This is a genomic window from Pseudomonas paraglycinae (genome assembly GCF_021601625.1).
Taxonomy (GTDB): domain Bacteria; phylum Pseudomonadota; class Gammaproteobacteria; order Pseudomonadales; family Pseudomonadaceae; genus Aquipseudomonas; species Aquipseudomonas paraglycinae.
Genome location: NZ_BQHR01000008.1, coordinates 171128 through 190267, shown reverse-complemented (window position 1 = coordinate 190267; position 19140 = coordinate 171128). Strand labels below are relative to the sequence as shown.

The window sequence follows — 19140 nt, the reverse complement described above, 5'->3', positions numbered from 1 at the left end:
ATCATTTCCATAGCACCTCCAGTGCGTTGGCCGTGCCGTCGTAGCCAAACTCTTTGACGATCACTGAACAACTGGTGCATGGAGGCATGGTTGTAGCCACGTCGACCGAAGCGATCATGTGGTTTTCGGGGTATTTCTTGCGAAGCACACTGATCAGTTTGGCCTCGCTGTCCAGAGAGGTCGGCCGACGGGTCAGCGCAGGCGTGTAGGTGTCGATGTCCTTTATCGTATGGGGAATCGCCACCAATTGCCCTTTGCTCGAGACTTCCAGTGAGGTTCTGTTGAAGGTCTGGTCGAAGTCGATATTGAAGTAGGTGGTGTCGCCGATGATCACTTTGTCCGGCGCGAATGGAGGCTTGAACAAAGGCAGTTCCCCGGTCAGTCCTTGCGCTCCGGAAACGCTGACATACACCTCGCGCTTGCCGTTCGAAGTCAGGATGTCGGCGTAGGCGATGTTTCTCGGATTCTGTCCCTGTAAACGAGACGGGAGCAGCGCCTGCAACTTGTCCATTGTCCGATTGATTTTCAGGTCGGCGCTTTGTTGGATATTGATGGTTTTCTCGCAAAACAGCGTATCGAAGATATCGGCGGTTCGTTGGCGAAAGCTGTCTGAAGCATCCCTGCTACGTGACCAGGATGCTGCACCGTCCGGCAGCCGGTTGACGATCATGCGTGTGGAATGATCGAACAACACCGCTTCACCGGGGCTGGTATCGACTTTAAGCAGTTTGAGCGTGTCGGGCGGGTTCGCATGACCACCAATGCGAATGGCAATTTTCTCCATGGTTTCGAGGGCGCGTTCTACGGCTGGAATACCGTAGATTCTCGCCATGTTGTTGGCATTGAGAGACCCGGTGTACACCGTCATCAGCTCACCCTTCAGATTGGCAGGCAGGGTATTGGCCTTGCGCAGCGTCAACGGAGTGGTGAGGCTCTGACCTTTGGGCAGTTCGGCGATGTAGAAGGATCCGGCGTCCAGTCGGGTGAACACATAGTGCCTTGAGTCGTCGATAGCGGGGACGATGATGGCGCCGGCCTCGAAGGTGTCGAACTGATTCCGGGTGCCGAAGGGGATATCCACTTTGATCCTCCCGTAAATCCCTTTTTGAAACGCTATCACCGCCGGGTGTCTGCTTTTCTTTTTCAGGAACTCGAGCAGCATCGCTCGACCCGCTGTGGCCGGAGTGTAAATGCTGTCCCCGAACCAGGGTGCCCAGCCTTTATCCGTGTCGTAAGTGCCGTTGGCTGGCGTGGGGGCCGGATTGCGGGTGACATAGCTCGTTTTACAGGCGTCCGACCCCGGCATGCGCCGCACTCTGCAGGGCAGGGCTTTGAGTAGCGACTGATCATCGATCAGGTCGGCGCGGCGCAGTTGGTTGCCGTCCGGTCGATAAGGGATGTCATCAATCAGCAGCGTGGTTCGACCATCGACCTCAAGCACTTCACGAACATGGGCGTGTTCTGGAACTTGCGCAACGACGTGGGTTTCGCTCGGGGGCAATGTCTTGAAGCCGGATCGACCTTGCGTGAGATTTTTGCCGTTGTTGCGCAGGCGCGGGCCGTAGGGCAGGGAGGTCATCGGGTCGACCAGATGAAAGCGTTCCAGTCCCGAAGAATCTGTATGGCGCAGGAGTACATCATCAATACCGTTGACCGTCGCGAGCTGATCACCGTTCGTCAGCGGCTTCCAGTCCCCGGGATCGATGGCTTGTGGCAGATTCTGGACCAAGCGGAAGCCATCGGCCTTTCCCGTCAGTTTTCTGATGCCGACAACGCTCACTCCGCCGATGAAGAGCAGCCCTTTTCCGGCACCGCTTCCCAGACCCTTGAGCAGCGAGGGAATACCGTCCAGTGGGTTGAGGTTTGCCAGTGAGCGGGTGAGGAGTTGGCGGGCCAATGTCGAAAACGGCGGCAGCGTTGCATTGACGACCATGCGAGTGGTGCCGGCAGCGGCGCGGAGCAGGCGCACCGAACCCGAGATGAATTTGCCGATCGGGCAAAGGAACGAAGCCAGGTCGAACAGGAGTCCGATTCCGCCCAGGGCTTTGCTTTTGACATCGTCGGAGAGCAGGTCCTCGATACTGCCCCAGAAAGGAACGAACCCTTTGACGATCGTCACGAATACTTCCAGCCGTTTCTCGATCTTCGCCCTGTGGCTGTCGAAGATTGTCATGCCTCGGGCTTGCTGGCGCAGGTGTTCTTCATCGACGTAGAGGTAGTTTGTCGCGATGTAGTTGGCCAGTGCGTCCAGTCGTGATGTCAGCGTCGCAGCATCGGTCTCGGTACCCATGGAGGCTGCGGCTATAGTGCCCACGGTGTCGAGGTAGCCGATGTAGGCCCCCCGGGCGGCAGGTGTCCTGCCGTGGAGATGGGCCGACCAGTCGAGCAGCAACGAAGTACTGATGTCACGCTCGGGTGAATAGGTTTGCCCGGGGATGGTGGCGTGCAAGGCAAACTCGGTCCGAACGCCATTGACGGTTGAAAACCTCAAGGTGGGTCGAAGGCGAATGACGCCGGCACTCGGGATCAGCTCGTAGTAGGCAATATTTCCCTGGTGGGTCACTTTTATAACGAAGCCCTTCCTGGCCCGGGTCAGATCCGGCGGTTCGTTGGGTACTGATTTTCGACGCATCCCCAACAACTCGATTTCACCCATTGCCAATGCCTGACGTTCGCTCGCTGGCAGTGAAGTCAGCAAGCTGGCGATCAAGGTCTGATAGGGCGGCCTGATCGTCGCCAGATATTGGTTGAAGGCGCTTTCAAACTGCGCATTGATATCCGGCAAGGATTTGCCGGCCCAGCTGTAGTCATCTGCATTTACCCGTTCATAACCACCCCGCGAGTTTTCACGCTCGGCGTAGAGGACGCGCTGCTCATCCAGCCGGAGTGCTGTGGTGGATCGCGTTTTGCCGTCGGGCATGGAGACAATCCATCGCTTTTCGCCATCGAGTTGGCCGTCTGCATAGACATCCAGAAAGTCGTGGCCCTGCTGATTCTTCTGGTCCAGTGGTGCTCTTGAATGACTATGGCTCGGATCGGCAGACATCAACTTGCGTCCGTCCTTGTTGAACGTAAAACCACTGAACCGGTCAGCCAGCACCTCCCTGGCCATCTGTATCCGGTCAGGCGGGGTTGAATCCAGCGTCATCACGGCCTTGTTCAGGTTTTCGCTTTGTTCTTCCAGCGCAGTCAGCGCTCGCTTGATGTCTTCATGATCGTGACCGGATGCCGCTCGCGCCGGGATGACGCCAGTGCACACCGCCCATTCAAGGGCGGGGCCTATTCGCAGTCGTGCAATTGTTTCCAGCTCTGCGGGGGAGGCGCCAGTACTGCGTTCCAGAGGCAAACTGACCAGTTGCTGGAAAGACAAGGGTTGCGACTGATCCAGGCCAAGCACCTCGGCCAGCAGCACGCCGTGCATGAAGTTCACCCACACGATCGACGTCTTGTAACGAAGCTCGGGCGGGATATCGCGCACGGCAAAGTCTTTCGACAGGCGATGTTGAAACATCTGGGCCAGCAGGATCGCCTCTTTGGTAGTGGCAACTCGTCGGGTACGCAGCAAATGCTGTTCGAAATCGCGGCGCAGGGTCTGGTAGCTTTTGCCCCAGTGAGCAGGGTCTTGCCAGTGGAATCCGGCGAGCTCCTGCGACTCGTCGGGAGACGGCGCATGCAAATGCAGGCAGATGGCTTTGCATGACAACTGATAGCGCACGGACGGCGGCGTCTGTTCGCCGGGGGATGCACCGAACCATTTGAGCCTTTTCAGAAGCCGTTCTGTCAGGTCCAGTGATTCGGGGGAATTCAGTACTCGCTGGAGGAAAACCGAAGGGGTCGCGCGCAGTTCGTCCGTGTCGGCGAGCCGCAGGATATCGCCACTCAAATGACGGATCAGCGAAGGTTTGCCGATCAAAAAGGTTTTGACCGTGTCGAGCATTCGTCCATTGATGCGTTGTGCCATGTACTGTTCGAGGGTCATGGCGGGTGCAATAGCCGGTGTTGCGACTCGGGCTGCCTTGGACCTTTTGCGGTCCCGGCCGGTCGGTTGGGGAATCAGGGATTCGATATCCGGGCCGGTATCCAGTCCAAGCGCCTCGATGGCGCTGGTTTCTGCGGTTGTCGATAAGTCGGTTGAAGCTGAAAACGTCGAGGGCATATCACACTCCTTGTGAAGGCATTCCCGTTACAGAGGGTTGGATGCCTGAAGTGCCCAGTAGATCGATGCCGCCAGCGACCGTGGCTGTACATATGTCTATCCGGCGTTTGTCCTGAACTGAGGCGGATCCGCCGCTTGCCGGAACCCCGAACGCCTCCTAGTCTTTGGGGGTTGGTCTGATAGAGACGGACAATCAGGCAGTGACCACGCAAGGAACTCCATGAAGCAAAAGCGGACTCTCGGAACGCCTCGGTTGCTGGGCATCGTCTGGCCATTTATCGCCGTCGTGTTGTTTCAAGCCTTGTTGGGGGGCGTGAGTCTTTACGTCCTGTCGGCCGTTCGCGGTTATGTCGCTGGTGAAAGCCTTTGGTCCAAGGGCCAGAAAGACGCGATCTATTACCTCAACCTGTACGCTGACAGTCGCGACGAAGCGATTTATCTCAAGTACCAGAACGCCATTGCCGTGCCTCAGGGCGGTCACCAGTTGCGCCTGGCGCTGGACAAGCAACCGCCCGACCTTCAAGCGGCGCGTGAGGGCATTCTCAAGGGCGGTAACCATCCGGACGACGTTTCCAGTCTGATCTGGCTGTACCTGAACTTTCGTCACTTCAGTTATCTGGAAACCGCCATCGACCGCTGGACGCTGGGCGACGCCTATCTGGTGGAACTCGACGGCGTGGCGCAGGAGATGCATCAGCGCATCACCGCCAATGCCGCCACCGAAGCCGATATCCGCCGCTGGAAAGACCGGATCTTTGCGATCAATGATGGCGTGACCCCGGCCGCCAAGGCGTTCAGCGATGCCTTGGGTGAAGGCTCGCGGATGATCCTGCGCCTGCTGCTGTTCACTAACCTCGCCACCGCGCTGGGCCTGATCGTGCTGGCACTGCTGCGCACCCGCAAGCTGCTCAAACAGCGGCATGCCTTCGCCGAAGCGTTGCAACTGGAAAAGGATCGGGCCCATGTGACCCTGCATTCGATTGGCGACGGGGTGATCACCACCGATGTGAGCGGGGCGATCGATTACATGAACCCGGCCGCCGAGGCGCTGACCCACTGGAAGGCCGGGCAGGCTGCCGGTCTGCCGCTGGCAGCACTGTTCAATCTGCTGGACGACAATGCCCAGACCGAAGGACTGACCCTGATCGAGCACATTCTCAGCGGCCAGCTCACCGGCGGCAGCGAACACTCGAAGCTGATCCAGCGACTGGACGGCAGCACCGTATCGGTGACCCTGGTCGGCGCGCCGATCCGCAATGCCGGCAAGGTCAGCGGCACGGTGCTGGTGTTGCATGACATGACCCAGGAGCGGCAATACATCGCCAATCTGTCGTGGCAGGCCACCCACGATGCGCTGACCGGCCTGGCCAACCGTCGCGAGTTCGAATACCGCCTGGAACAGGCCCTGCACAACCTGACGCGGCAGGCCGGGCGACATGCGCTGATGTTCCTCGATCTGGATCAGTTCAAGCTGGTCAACGACACCTGCGGGCACGCGGCAGGCGATGAGTTGCTGCGCCATATCTGCGCGTTGCTGCAATCGGGCTTGCGTGAGGGCGACACGCTGGCGCGGCTGGGCGGCGACGAGTTCGGCATCCTGCTGGAGAACTGCGCACCGGAGGCGGCCGAGAAGATCGCCGAGAGCCTGCGTCAGACCGTGCAAAACCTGCATTTCGTCTGGAAGGGGCGGCCGTTCCTGACCACCGTCAGCATTGGTCTGGTGCACGTCGCACAGAACCCGACCACCCTCGAGGCCTCGTTGCGGGCCGCCGACATGGCTTGCTACATGGCCAAGGAAAAGGGCCGCAACCGGGTGCAGGTCTACCACGCCGACGACTCGGAACTGTCCCTGCGTTTTGGCGAGATGGCTTGGGTGCAACGCCTGCATATGGCTTTGGAGGAAAACCGCTTCTGTCTCTACGCCCAGGAAATCGCACCACTGGGTTCGGTTGCCGGTGGCACCCGCGGGCACATCGAAATCCTGTTGCGTCTGCACGATGAGGCAGGCCGGATGATCCTGCCGGACAGTTTCATACCCGCGGCGGAACGTTACGGTTTGATGACGTCGCTGGATCGCTGGGTTGTGCAGAATGTATTTAAGGTTATTGCTCAATGTATTAACGAAGAGTGCGAAGGCCCTCTGGCAATGTGTGCGATTAATCTTTCAGGCATTACTATCGGAGATGACGCGTTCTTGCACTTTCTACGCGAGCAGTTTGATAACTACGGCGTACCGCCTGAAATGATTTGTTTTGAAATTACAGAAACCAGTGCCATTGCAAATCTCGGGAGTGCAATCAGATTTATTAATGAACTCAAAGGCTTGGGTTGTTATTTCTCACTCGATGACTTTTGTGCCGGAATGTCTTCATTCGCTTATCTGAAACATTTGCCTGTAGACTTCCTGAAGATCGACGGGAGTTTCGTAAAGGATATGCTGGACGACCCGATTAACCGTGCAATGGTCGAAGTGATCAATCACATCGGGCATGTCATGGGTAAGCAGACAATTGCCGAGTTTGTCGAAACAGCGCAGATCGAGCAGGCATTGCTTGAAATCGGCGTGGATTACGCTCAGGGTTATGTCATCGAACGCCCGCAGTTGTTTACCTGTGACAGTTTGCAAAGTCGGCCCGCCAGACCGCAGCCGTTGTTATTCAAGGCGCCTGGCACGTTCCGTTGAAGTCTCTTGCCGATCCGTACAATCACAAATCAAAAGGAGCCGAACAGTGATCGACACATTCAACCGAACCGGACCACTCATGGAAGCTGCAAGTTATCCCGCCTGGGCGCAACAGTTGATCCAGGATTGCAGCGAGAGCAAACGCCGGGTTGTCGAACATGAACTTTATCTGCGCATGCGTGATAACAAGCTCAGCGCCAAAACCATGCGCCAGTACCTGATCGGGGGCTGGCCCGTCGTTGAGCAATTCGCGTTGTACATGGCGCAGAACCTCACCAAGACCAAATTCGCCCGTCATCCGGGTGAAGACATGGCGCGGCGCTGGTTGATGCGCAACATTCGCGTCGAACTCAACCACGCCGATTACTGGCTGCACTGGAGCCGGGCCCATGGGGTGAGCCTGGAAGACCTGCAGGCGCAGCAAGTGCCACCGGAATTGCATGCCCTGAGCCACTGGTGCTGGCACACCAGTTCGGCGGATTCACTGATCGTGGCCATCGCGGCCACCAACTACGCCATCGAAGGCGCGACCGGGGAGTGGTCGGCGCTGGTGTGTTCGACGGGTGTCTACGCCGCGGCCTTCCCTGAGGAAGATCGAAAGCGGGCCATGAAATGGCTGAAGATGCACGCCCAGTACGATGATGCCCACCCGTGGGAAGCGCTGGAGATCATCTGCACCCTGGCCGGGTTGAATCCGAGCAAAGCCCTGCAGGCTGAGCTGCGACAGGCCATCTGCAAGAGCTACGACTACATGTACCTGTTCCTCGAGCGCTGCATGCAGCTCGAACTGTCGGAGCGGGTGTTAGTCGGGCGTGAACGTCGGGCGCTGGTCGAGAGCTGATTTCGGCGACATCCATAAAAAAACGGGAGCCTTGGCTCCCGTTTTTTGTTGGCGGCGAATAATCAGCCCGCCATGGTCAGGCGATTGCGGCCCTCGCGCTTGGCGACATACAGCGCGCTGTCGGCGCGGCGCAGCAGGCTGTCGGCGGATTCGCCCGGCAACAGAGTCGAGCAGCCGAGGCTCACGGTCAGTTCGATCAATTGGTTATTTGCGTAGTAATCCTGGGACTGCGCTGCCTGGCGCAGGCGCTCGCCGACCATGGCGGCCGCATCGCGACCGGTGTTGGACAGCAGGATCAGAAACTCTTCCCCGCCATAACGGAACACCATGTCGACGTTGCGCAACTGACCCTTGATCGATGCCGCCACGGCTTTGAGCACGTCGTCGCCGGCGCTGTGACCATGGAGGTCGTTGACCTGTTTGAAATGATCGATGTCCAGCATCAGCAACGACAGCGGTTGCAGGTGCCGGCGTGACATCTCGATTTCCCGCAGCAGCGTCTGCTCCATGGCAATGCGGTTGCCGGCGCCGGTCAGCGGATCACGCAACGCGCTTTGTGTTGCTGCGCGGTACAGCAGCGCATTGCGCATCGGATACAGCAGCGCAGACAGCAACGATTCGAGATTGCCCAGTTCCTGTTCGCTGAAGCGCTGGTTGCGGCGGAACACCAGCTCACCCATGTGCTCGCCTTCGTGGCTGAGGCTGTAGCTGGCCGAGTGGTGACCGCGGGCACCGAACTCCAGGCGCAGGTCACTGCCATTGTGCACGTAGGTCAAGGCGTCCAGCGGCACCAGGCGCTGAACCTCGCGGAAAAACAGACCGAGGATGCGTTGAGGCTCAAGGCTGGTTTGCAGTTGCAGGCTCATTTGCTGGCGCAATTGCGCCAGGCTGGCAGGTCGCGCCAGGAGAGGTGGCTGCTGACCAAAGCCCAGGCGTTGCAATTTGGCATTGTCGAAGTCAATTGCAGTGGTCTGGGAGGGTGATTTCATATGGCGTGAGCCCCTAAGCAGTAAGTCTGTCTTACAGGCTGGGTGAGAGCGGCTATGGGCTGCGCGTCATACTGATCCATCAGTCCCGTAGGACATTTGGCGTAAGTTTAGTCTGCCCGATGACGATTAGTCAGCTATCGAATCAGGCTTTGCCCGACTGCCTTCACACGGCGTGCTTTGAGGAAATGTAGAGCGAAAGTCGTGCCATACGGTTCATATTTTATTAAAACCGTTGTGGATCAATGGCTTGAGATTTTAACGAAAAGAAGGGCGGTGGTTATTTGACTGAATTTTCCGTGCTCAAAGCGGCAATTGCATGCCGCGACGGTATTCCGCCACGGCAACAAATGCGACGTATGGCATTACTGGGCGTTGAAGGCCTGGCCATTGATACCGGTGCTGTCCGGGCCCATCAGGTACAGATAGACCGGCATGATCTCTTCCGGAGTCGGGTTGTTCAGCGGGTTTTCCCCCGGGTAAGCCTGAGCGCGCATGCTGGTGCGAGTGGCGCCCGGGTTGATGCTGTTGGAGCGTACCGGGGCGACGTTTTCGACTTCGTCGGCCAGGGTTTGCATCAGGCCTTCGGTGGCGAACTTCGACACGCCATAGGCGCCCCAGTAAGCACGGCCCTTGCGCCCGACGCTGCTGGAGGTGAAGACCACCGAGGCGTCCTGCGACAGTTTGAGCAGCGGCAGCAGCGTGCTGGTCAGCATGAACATCGCGTTGACGTTGACCTGCATGACGCGCATGAAGTTTTCACCGGACAACTGCTCGATCGGCGTGCGCGGGCCGATGATCGAGGCGTTATGCAGCAGGCCGTCGAGGTGGCCGAACTCGGTCTCGATCATCGCCGCCAGCTCATCGTATTGATGGGGCAGGGCGGTTTCGAGGTTGAACGGGATCACGGCCGGCTGCGGATGCCCGGCTGCTTCGATCTCGTCGTAGACCTGGGTCAGGTTGGCTTCGGTCTTGCCCAATAGCAGCACGGTTGCACCGTGGGCGGCGTAGGTCCTGGCGGCAGCCGCGCCGATGCCACGACCGGCACCGGTGACCAGAATGACCCGATCCTTGAGCAATTCGGGGCGAGCGGAGTAATCAAACATAAGAAACCTCTAATCCATTAACTTCTGATCGTTCCCGCGTCATGCGCGGGAATTCAGCGATGGTCGCTTTGCCGCACCACTCAGCAACTGCACAGCGCGTTGTCGAGCACCTTGCGCAACTCCAGCGGATGATCCACCACCACGTCCGCGCCCCAGTGCCGAGGGTTGTCGTCGGGGTGGATGTAGCCATAGGTCACGGCAGCGGTTTTGGTGCCGGCGTCACGGCCGGATTCGATATCGCGCAGATCATCGCCGATAAACAGAACGGTCGACGGATCCAGATCAAGCATCTTGCAGGCCAGGGTCAGCATCTCGGGATCCGGCTTGCTGTTCTTCACGTGATCCGGGCAGATCAGCAGGGCCGAGCGCTCGGCCAGCCCCAGTTGCTGCATGATCGGCTCGGCGAAGCGCAGCGGCTTGTTGGTGACCACGCCCCAGACCAGATTGGCTTTCTCGATGTCGGCCAGCAATTCGCCCATGCCGTCGAACAGCTTGCTGTGCACGGCACAACCGACGAGGTAGCGCTCAAGGAACTCCAGACGCAATTCCTCGAAGCCCGGCGACTCCGGATCCATCGAGAACGTCACCGCGACCATGGCCTTGGCGCCGCCGGAGATTTCATCGCGGATGTGTTTGTCGTTCATCGGCGGCAAGCCACGATCCGCGCGCATCGCCTGGCAAATGGCGATGAAGTCCGGCGCGGTGTCGAGCAGAGTGCCGTCCATGTCGAAAAGGACTGCTCTGATGGCCATCGGCTTACTCCTCGCGCAGGGTCTGGATCATGTAGTTGACGTCAACGTCCGCCGCCAGCTTGTAGTGCTTGGTCAGCGGGTTGTAGGTCAGACCGATGATGTCCTTGACGGTCAGGCCGGCCATGCGGCTCCAGGCGCCCAGCTCGGACGGGCGGATGAATTTCTTGAAGTCGTGGGTGCCGCGCGGCAGCAGCTTCATGATGTATTCGGCGCCGACGATGGCGAACAGGTACGCCTTCGGGTTGCGGTTGATGGTGGAGAAGAACACCTGGCCGCCGGGCTTGACCATGCGGAAGCAGGCGCGGATCACCGAGGAAGGGTCCGGTACGTGCTCGAGCATTTCCAGGCAGGTGACGACGTCGAACTGCTCGGGCATTTCTTCGGCCAGGGCCTCGGCGGTGATCTGCCGGTATTCGACGTTCACGCCGGATTCCAGCTGATGCAGTTGCGCGACCGCCAGTGGCGCTTCGCCCATGTCGATGCCGGTCACGGTCGCGCCGCGCTGGGCCATGGCTTCGCTGAGGATGCCGCCGCCGCAACCGACGTCGAGGACCTTCTTGCCGGCCAGATTGACGCGTTCGTCAATCCAGTTGACCCGCAGCGGGTTGATGTCGTGCAGCGGTTTGAACTCGCTCTCGCGGTCCCACCAACGATGGGCCAGGGCTTCGAATTTGGCGATTTCGGCGTGGTCGACGTTGCTCATGATTTCAATCCTCTAAAACTTGAAAAGGGCTGTAGCCCCGGAGTTTGCCCCGGGGTGTTTACGATTCGGTGTGGCCGCTGATGCGTCGGCCCCAGGCCCGGGCGGTTTCGCCGAGCTGTTGTTCGTCCAGTCGGGTCAGGCGCCGGTCGTCGAGCAACTGCTTGCCGGCAACCCACAGGTGTTTCACGCAGTCGCGACCGGTGGCGTATATAAGCTGCGAGACCGGGTCATAGACCGGTTGTTGCGCCAGGCCGGACAGGTCGAAGGCGACGATGTCGGCCGCCTTGCCGAGCTCCAGCGAGCCGGTCTCGGCTTCGATCCCCAGGGCTCGCGCGCCGTTCAGCGTGGCCATGCGCAGCGCCCGGTGGGCGTCCAGCGCGGTGGCCGAGCCGGCGACGGCTTTGGCCAACAGAGCGGCAGTGCGGGTTTCACCCAGCAGGTCCAGGTCATTGTTGCTCGCGGCGCCATCGGTGCCGACCGCCACGTTGACTCCGGCCTGCCACAGGCGCTCCACCGGGCAGAAGCCGCTGGCCAGTTTCAGGTTCGACTCCGGGCAGTGGATCACGCTGGTGTTGCTTTCTACCAGCAACGCCAGGTCGTCATCGCTGATCTGGGTCATGTGCACGGCCTGGAAGCGCGGGCCGAGCAAGCCCAGTCGGCCAAGGCGGGCCAGCGGGCGTTCGCCGCGCTGTTCGACCGCTTGCTGCACTTCGAACGCGGTTTCGTGGACGTGCATGTGTATCGAGGCGTCCAGCTCTTCGGCGATCACGCGGATTTTTTCCAGGTTCTCGTCGCCCACGGTGTAGGGTGCATGAGGGCCGAAGGTGATCTTGATGCGCTCGTGATGCTTCAGGTCGCCGAACAGTTCGACGCCCTGACGAATGGCTTCATCGGCGCTGGCGGCACCCGGAATCGGGAAGTCGAGGATCGGAATCGCGATCTGCGCGCGGATTCCGCTGTTGTGCACGCGCTCGCTGGCAACCTTCGGGAAGAAGTACATGTCCGAGAAACAGGTGATGCCACCTTTTATCTGCTCGGCGATGGCCAGGTCGGTGCCGTCACGCACAAAATCTTCATCGACCCATTTGCCTTCGGCCGGCCAGATGTGGTTTTCCAGCCAGGTCATCAGCGGCAGATCGTCGGCCAGCCCACGGAACAGCGTCATCGCGGCGTGGCCGTGGGCGTTGATCAGGCCGGGGCTGAGCAAAACGTCCGGCAGTTCGCGGACTTCGGCGGCGTTACACTTCAGCGCTTCGGCACGCGGGCCGATAAACACGATGCGACCGTCGCGGATGCCCAGGCCATGCTCCTTGAGCACAACGCCTGCAGGTTCGACGGGTACCAGCCAGGTCGGCAGCAATAATAAGTCGAGCGCAATGGCAGGTTTCGGCATCGAGGGTCGGTTCCAGTGCTTTTGTAAAGGATGGCGAAGTATACCCGAGCGTCTTCGCGGGGGGATCGCTATAATCGGCGGCTTTTGTTCATGAGTGCGGGGTGAGGGATGCGCGATCGACTGTTGGCTGCGGAGAAAGTAAAGGCCATCGATTGGCGTGATGGCGCGCTCCACCTGCTGGATCAGCGCGTTTTGCCGTTCGAGGAAAACTGGATCGCCTACACCAGCGCCGCTGGCGTGGCCGAAGCGATTCGTTCGATGGTGGTGCGCGGTGCGCCGGCTATCGGCATCAGTGCCGCCTACGGCATCGTGCTGGCGGCCCGTGCCCGGATTGCCGAAGGTGGCGACTGGTACGCGGCGCTGGAAGAGGATTTCATGCTGCTGGCCGATTCTCGTCCGACGGCGGTCAACCTGTTCTGGGCGTTGAACCGCATGCACGACCGGCTGGACCGCTTGAAGGAAAACGCCGATCCGCTGGCGGCGCTGGAAGCTGAAGCCATTGCGATTCATGAAAGCGATCGCGAAGCCAACCTGACCATGGCCCAGCTCGGCGTCGACCTGATCCGCAAGCATCAGGGCAATGCCCAGGCGATTCTCACTCACTGCAACACCGGCGCCCTGGCAACCGGCGGTTTCGGGACGGCGCTCGGAGTGATTCGCGCGGCGTTCATCGAAGGCATGGTCGAGCGCGTCTACGCCGACGAAACCCGGCCGTGGCTGCAAGGCTCGCGCCTGACCGCGTGGGAACTGGCCAACGAAGGCATTCCGGTGACCCTGAACGCTGACTCTGCCGCCGCGCATATCATGAAAACCAAAGGCGTGACCTGGGTGATCGTCGGCGCCGACCGGATCACCGCCAACGGCGATGTGGCGAACAAGATCGGCACCTATCAACTGGCTGTCAACGCTATGCACCACGGCGTGCGTTTCATGGTGGTGGCGCCGAGTTCGACCATCGACATGAATCTGGCCAGCGGTGACGACATCCCGATCGAGGAGCGCGACGGCGCCGAGTTGCTGGAGGTTGGCGGCAAACGTGTCGGGGCTGACGTCGAAGCGTTCAACCCGGTGTTTGACGTGACCCCGGCGGATCTGATCGATGCGATCGTCACCGAAAAAGGCATCGTCGAGCGCCCGGACACTGCGAAGATGGCGCAGTTGATGTGCCGCAAGCGCCTGCATTGATTGGCTTGATGTCCGCGTTGTCCTCTTCGCAGCAGGCTCGCTCCCACAGGTTTCGTGATCGCCACAGAACCTTGCGGGAGCGAGCCTGCTCGCGATGGGGCCTTGAAAGTCAATAAACATCCGCAATTTCGCCCCGAAATTTGCATTCAGGGAAGCTCTGAGCCTCTCTCGTCCCCGTTAAGCCTGTCATCGGTCATCTAACTATGCTCCATGCGCATCTGGGGGATAGGTGCGTGGCGGCTCTTGTGATAACATCCGGCGTTTTCCGAGGCAGCCCCACGGGGTTGTCTTCACTGCGCAAATCCAGGGTCAACTTGTCGATTTGTCGTAAGTCGGCGCATGGCACTCGGCCTGCATCGACGAGCTTCGTGCGTCCCCTATGGATATGGCGAAGTTTCACCAGAAAAAGGAATCAGGCTTCTCATGGGCGAACTGGCCAAAGAAATCCTCCCGGTCAATATCGAAGACGAGCTGAAACAGTCCTATCTCGACTACGCGATGAGCGTGATCGTCGGCCGTGCACTGCCGGATGCGCGCGATGGCTTGAAGCCCGTGCACCGTCGCGTGCTGTTCGCGATGAGCGAGCTGGGCAATGACTTCAACAAGCCGTACAAGAAATCTGCCCGTGTCGTCGGTGACGTGATCGGTAAGTATCACCCGCACGGTGATACCGCGGTGTACGACACCATCGTCCGCATGGCGCAGCCTTTCTCCCTGCGTTACCTGCTGGTCGACGGCCAGGGCAACTTCGGTTCGGTGGACGGCGACAACGCCGCGGCCATGCGATACACCGAAGTGCGCATGACCAAGCTGGCGCACGAGCTGCTGGCCGACCTGCACAAGGAAACCGTGGACTGGGTGCCGAACTACGACGGCACCGAACTGATCCCGGCGGTCATGCCGACCCGCGTTCCGAACCTGCTGGTCAACGGTTCCAGCGGTATCGCCGTGGGCATGGCGACCAATATTCCGCCGCACAACCTCGGTGAAGTTATCGACGGTTGCCTGGCCCTCATCGACAACCCCGAGCTGACCGTCGATGAGCTGATGCAATACATTCCCGGTCCGGACTTCCCGACTGCCGCGATCATCAACGGTCGCGCCGGCATCATCGAAGCCTACCGCACCGGCCGTGGCCGCATTTACATGCGCGCCCGTTCGATCATCGAAGACATCGACAAGGTCGGTGGCCGTCAGCAGATCGTCATCACCGAACTCCCTTACCAGCTGAACAAGGCACGCCTGATCGAGAAGATCGCCGAGCTGGTAAAAGAGAAGAAACTCGAAGGCATCACCGAACTGCGCGACGAGTCCGACAAGGACGGTATGCGCGTCGTGATCGAGCTGCGTCGCGGCGAAGTGCCTGAGGTGATCCTCAACAACCTCTACGCCCAGACCCAGCTGCAATCGGTATTTGGCATCAACATCGTTGCGCTGATCGACGGCCGTCCGCGGATCCTGAACCTCAAGGACCTGCTGGAAGCCTTCGTCCGTCACCGTCGCGAAGTGGTTACCCGCCGTACCGTGTTCGAACTGCGCAAGGCGCGCGAGCGCGGTCACATCCTCGAAGGTCAGGCCGTTGCCCTGTCGAACATCGACCCGGTGATCGCCCTGATCAAGGCTTCGCCGACGCCGTCGGAAGCCAAGGAAGCGCTGGTCAGCACGCCGTGGGAATCCTCGGCTGTGGTGGCGATGGTGGAACGTGCCGGTGCCGATTCGTGCCGTCCGGAAAACCTCGATCCGCAATACGGGCTGCGCGACGGCAAGTACTTCCTGTCGCCGGAACAGGCACAAGCCATTCTGGAACTGCGTCTGCACCGTCTGACCGGCCTGGAGCACGAAAAGCTGCTGGCCGAGTATCAAGAGATCCTCAACCAGATCGGCGAGCTGATCCGCATCCTCAACAGCGCCGTGCGCCTGATGGAAGTGATCCGCGAAGAGCTGGAAGTGATCCGTGCCGAATACGGCGACGTGCGCCGCACCGAAATCCTCGATGCCCGTCTCGACCTGACCCTGGGCGACATGATCCCGGAAGAAGAGCGCGTCGTGACCATCTCCCACGGTGGCTATGCCAAGACCCAGCCGCTGGCTGCGTACCAGGCCCAGCGTCGTGGCGGTAAAGGCAAATCGGCTACCGGCGTGAAGGATGAGGACTACATCGCTCACCTGCTGGTCGCCAACAGCCACACCACGCTGCTGCTGTTCTCCAGCAAGGGCAAGGTGTACTGGCTGAAAACCTACGAAATCCCTGAAGCGTCCCGCGCCGCCCGTGGTCGTCCGCTGGTCAACCTGCTGCCGCTGGATGATGGTGAGTACATCACCACCATGCTGCCGGTCGAGGAATACACCGAAGGTCACTACATCTTCATGGCCACCGCCAACGGCACCGTGAAGAAGACCCCGCTGGAATCCTTCAGCCGTCAGCGCAGCGTCGGTCTGATCGCGCTGGAACTGGACGAAGGTGACGTGCTGATCTCCGCGGCCATCACCGATGGCGAGCGTGAAGTAATGCTGTTCTCCGACGGCGGCAAGGTCACCCGCTTCAAGGAATCCGACGTGCGTGCCATGGGCCGTACCGCCCGCGGTGTGCGCGGCATGCGTCTGCCGGAAGGGCAGAAGCTGATTTCGATGCTGATCCCGGAAGAAGGCAGCCAGATCCTCACCGCTTCCGAGCGTGGCTACGGCAAACGCACCGCGATCACCGAGTTCCCTGAGTACAAACGTGGCGGCCAGGGCGTGATCGCCATGGTCAGCAACGAGCGTAACGGCCGTCTGGTCGGTGCGGTTCAGGTGCTCGATGGCGAGGAGATCATGCTGATTTCCGACCAGGGCACGCTGGTGCGTACCCGTGTCGACGAAGTTTCCAGCCTGGGTCGTAACACCCAGGGCGTGACCCTGATCAAGCTGGCCAAGGATGAGACCCTGGTCGGTCTGGAGCGGGTCCAGGAGCCGTCGGAAGTCGAGGGTGAAGAGCTTGAAGGTGAAGAAGGTGTCGAACTGGGAGAGGGCGTGATCGGCGCCGAACCGGACGATGCGGTCGACAACCTGCAGGCGGACGCCGCAGACGAAGAAAAGTCGCAAGACTAACCAAATCGTAGCAGGGCAGAGTGTTTGCTCTGTCCGCTACCGTGATTGCATAGCGAGAGTGGATGTGAGCAAACGAGCCTATAACTTCTGCGCAGGTCCCGCTGCGCTGCCTGAAGCTGTCCTGTTGCGTGCCCAGTCCGAGATGCTCGACTGGCACGGCAAGGGTCTGTCGGTCATGGAAATGAGCCATCGCAGCGATGACTACGTGGCCATCGCCGAGAAGGCCGAACAAGACCTGCGCGATCTGCTGTCCATCCCCTCCAATTACAAAGTGCTGTTCCTGCAGGGCGGTGCGAGCCAACAGTTCGCCGAGATTCCGCTGAACCTGCTGCCCGAGAACGGCACTGCCGACTATGTCGAAACCGGCATCTGGTCGAAGAAAGCCATCGAGGAAGCGCGTCGCTTCGGCAACGTAAATGTTGCCGCCAGCGCCAAGCCTTATGACTACCTGGCCATCCCTGGCCAGAACGAGTGGAAGCTGACCCCCGGTGCGGCCTATCTGCACTATGCGTCCAACGAAACCATCGGCGGCCTGCAGTTCGACTGGGTTCCCGAGGCTGGTGACGTTCCGCTGGTGGTCGACATGTCCTCCGATATCCTCTCGCGTCCGATCGATGTGTCGCAGTACGGCCTGATCTACGCCGGCGCGCAGAAGAACATCGGCCCGAGCGGTCTGGTGGTAGTGATTGTCCGTGAAGACCTGCTGGGCCGCGCCCGCAGTTCGTGCCCGACCATGCTCGACTACAAGGTCTCGGCCGATAACGGCTCGATGTACAACACCCCGGCCACCTATTCCTGGTACCTCTCGGGCCTCGTCTTCGAGTGGCTGAAGGAGCAGGGTGGCGTCGCCGCGATGGAGCAGCGCAATAAGGCGAAGAAAGATCGCCTGTACGGCTTCATCGACAACAGTGACTTCTATACCAACCCGATCAGCGTCAACGCCCGCTCGTGGATGAACGTGCCGTTCCGTCTGGCTGACGAGCGCCTGGACAAGGCGTTCCTGGCTGGCGCCGACGCCCGTGGCCTGCTCAACCTCAAGGGCCATCGCTCGGTTGGCGGCATGCGTGCCTCGATCTACAACGCTCTGGGTCTGGACGCCGTGGAAGCGCTGGTTGGCTACATGGCTGAATTCGAGAAGGAGCATTCCTGATGTCCGAGCAGGAGCTCAAGGCGCTGCGCGTTCGCATCGATAACCTGGACGAGAAGATCCTCCAGCTGATCAGCGATCGCGCGCGCTGCGCCGAAGAAGTTGCCCGGGTCAAGATGGCCAGTCTGGCCGAAGGCGAGCAGCCAGTGTTCTATCGTCCCGAGCGTGAGGCGCAGGTTCTCAAGCGTGTGATGGAACGCAACAAGGGGCCGTTGGGCAACGAAGAGATGGCGCGCTTGTTCCGCGAAATCATGTCTTCGTGCCTGGCCCTCGAGAACCCGCTGAAAGTTGCATATCTCGGTCCGGAAGGCACCTTCACCCAGGCGGCGGCCATGAAACACTTCGGTCACGCGGTGATCAGCAAGCCGATGGCGGCGATCGACGAAGTGTTCCGTGAAGTGGCGGCCGGTGCGGTGAACTTTGGCGTGGTGCCGGTGGAGAACTCCACCGAAGGCGCGGTCAACCACACCCTCGACAGCTTCCTCGAACATGACATGGTGATCTGCGGCGAAGTCGAGTTGCGCATTCACCACCACCTGTTGGTCGGTGAAAACACCAAGACCGACAGCATCAGCCGCATCTATTCCCACGCTCAGTCGCTGGCCCAGTGCCGCAAATGGCTGGACGCCCATTACCCGAATGTCGAGCGCGTGGCGGTGTCCAGCAACGCCGAAGCGGCCAAGCGGGTCAAGGGTGAGTGGAACTCGGCGGCGATCGCCGGCGACATGGCGGCCGGGCTGTATGGCCTGACCCGTCTGGCCGAGAAGATCGAAGATCGCCCGGACAACTCCACGCGCTTCCTGATGATCGGTAACCAGGAAGTGCCACCGACCGGCGACGACAAGACTTCGATCATCGTGTCCATGAGCAACAAGCCTGGCGCGCTCCATGAGCTGCTGGTGCCGTTCCATGACAACGGGATCGACCTGACCCGGATCGAAACCCGTCCGTCGCGCAGCGGCAAATGGACCTACGTGTTCTTCATCGACTTCGTCGGTCATCACCGTGATCCGCTGATCAAAGGTGTACTGGAAAAGATCAGTCAGGAAGCAGTAGCACTCAAGGTGCTGGGTTCCTACCCGAAAGCAGTTCTTTAAGGGG

At 60.1% G+C, this 19140-nt stretch carries 12 protein-coding genes; 6 read left to right on the top strand and 6 right to left on the bottom strand.

Translation table 11 applies throughout. The features are described from left to right. Nucleotide 1: 1 nt before the first annotated feature. Nucleotides 2–4156 carry a hypothetical protein gene (locus tag L6D82_RS14105; RefSeq protein ID WP_236189712.1) on the bottom strand — a complete coding sequence of 1385 codons (4155 nt, stop codon included), beginning with the start codon at nucleotides 4154–4156 and terminating at the stop codon, nucleotides 2–4. Between the two features lie 220 nt (nucleotides 4157–4376). Here L6D82_RS14105 and L6D82_RS14100 point away from each other — a divergent pair, with 220 nt between their 5' ends. Together L6D82_RS14100 and L6D82_RS14095 are read left to right on the top strand one after the other, a co-directional pair. Continuing rightward, complete coding sequence (locus L6D82_RS14100) at nucleotides 4377–6839, top strand: EAL domain-containing protein (protein ID WP_236189706.1); 2463 nt, start codon at nucleotides 4377–4379, stop codon at nucleotides 6837–6839. Nucleotides 6840–6885: 46 nt separating this feature from the next. Beyond that, on the top strand, nucleotides 6886–7680 hold the full coding sequence (locus L6D82_RS14095) for an iron-containing redox enzyme family protein (RefSeq protein WP_007950902.1): 795 nt from the start codon (nucleotides 6886–6888) through the stop codon (nucleotides 7678–7680). Between the two features lie 62 nt (nucleotides 7681–7742). Here L6D82_RS14095 and L6D82_RS14090 read toward each other — a convergent pair whose 3' ends face one another. From L6D82_RS14090 to L6D82_RS14070, 5 genes are all read right to left on the bottom strand, one after another. Beyond that, nucleotides 7743–8669 (bottom strand): GGDEF domain-containing protein, encoded by a 927-nt coding sequence (locus tag L6D82_RS14090; protein ID WP_102686482.1) that lies wholly within the window; start codon nucleotides 8667–8669, stop codon nucleotides 7743–7745. 362 nt (nucleotides 8670–9031) lie between these two features. Then, nucleotides 9032–9772 carry a YciK family oxidoreductase gene (locus L6D82_RS14085; RefSeq protein ID WP_129972542.1) on the bottom strand — a complete coding sequence of 247 codons (741 nt, stop codon included), beginning with the start codon at nucleotides 9770–9772 and terminating at the stop codon, nucleotides 9032–9034. Between the two features lie 80 nt (nucleotides 9773–9852). After that, entirely contained in the window at nucleotides 9853–10524 is a 672-nt protein-coding gene (gene mupP, locus L6D82_RS14080; RefSeq protein WP_074688036.1) for an N-acetylmuramic acid 6-phosphate phosphatase MupP, read from the bottom strand. 4 nt (nucleotides 10525–10528) lie between these two features. Next, on the bottom strand, nucleotides 10529–11227 hold the full coding sequence (gene ubiG / locus L6D82_RS14075; protein ID WP_007950906.1) for a bifunctional 2-polyprenyl-6-hydroxyphenol methylase/3-demethylubiquinol 3-O-methyltransferase UbiG: 699 nt from the start codon (nucleotides 11225–11227) through the stop codon (nucleotides 10529–10531). Nucleotides 11228–11285: 58 nt separating this feature from the next. Next, on the bottom strand, nucleotides 11286–12620 hold the full coding sequence (locus tag L6D82_RS14070; RefSeq protein WP_007950908.1) for a TRZ/ATZ family hydrolase: 1335 nt from the start codon (nucleotides 12618–12620) through the stop codon (nucleotides 11286–11288). A 108-nt stretch (nucleotides 12621–12728) separates the two neighbouring features. Between L6D82_RS14070 and mtnA the strand changes: the two genes are divergently transcribed. The 4 genes from mtnA to pheA all read left to right on the top strand — a co-directional run bounded on the left by mtnA (nucleotide 12729) and on the right by pheA (nucleotide 19136). Further along, on the top strand, nucleotides 12729–13805 hold the full coding sequence (mtnA, locus tag L6D82_RS14065) for an S-methyl-5-thioribose-1-phosphate isomerase (RefSeq protein ID WP_011335374.1): 1077 nt from the start codon (nucleotides 12729–12731) through the stop codon (nucleotides 13803–13805). A 423-nt stretch (nucleotides 13806–14228) separates the two neighbouring features. Continuing rightward, the gene (gene gyrA / locus L6D82_RS14060; protein WP_236189704.1) at nucleotides 14229–16892 is read left to right on the top strand and encodes a DNA gyrase subunit A; all 2664 of its coding nucleotides are present in this window, start codon (nucleotides 14229–14231) and stop codon (nucleotides 16890–16892) included. A gap of 64 nt (nucleotides 16893–16956) precedes the next feature. After that, the gene (gene serC / locus L6D82_RS14055) at nucleotides 16957–18042 is read left to right on the top strand and encodes a 3-phosphoserine/phosphohydroxythreonine transaminase (RefSeq protein WP_085745010.1); all 1086 of its coding nucleotides are present in this window, start codon (nucleotides 16957–16959) and stop codon (nucleotides 18040–18042) included. After that, a complete protein-coding gene (gene pheA, locus L6D82_RS14050) occupies nucleotides 18042–19136 on the top strand; it encodes a prephenate dehydratase (RefSeq protein WP_007950913.1) in 1095 nt (364 codons plus the stop codon). Before serC ends, pheA begins: the two co-directional genes overlap by 1 nt. Nucleotides 19137–19140: the final 4 nt, after the last annotated feature.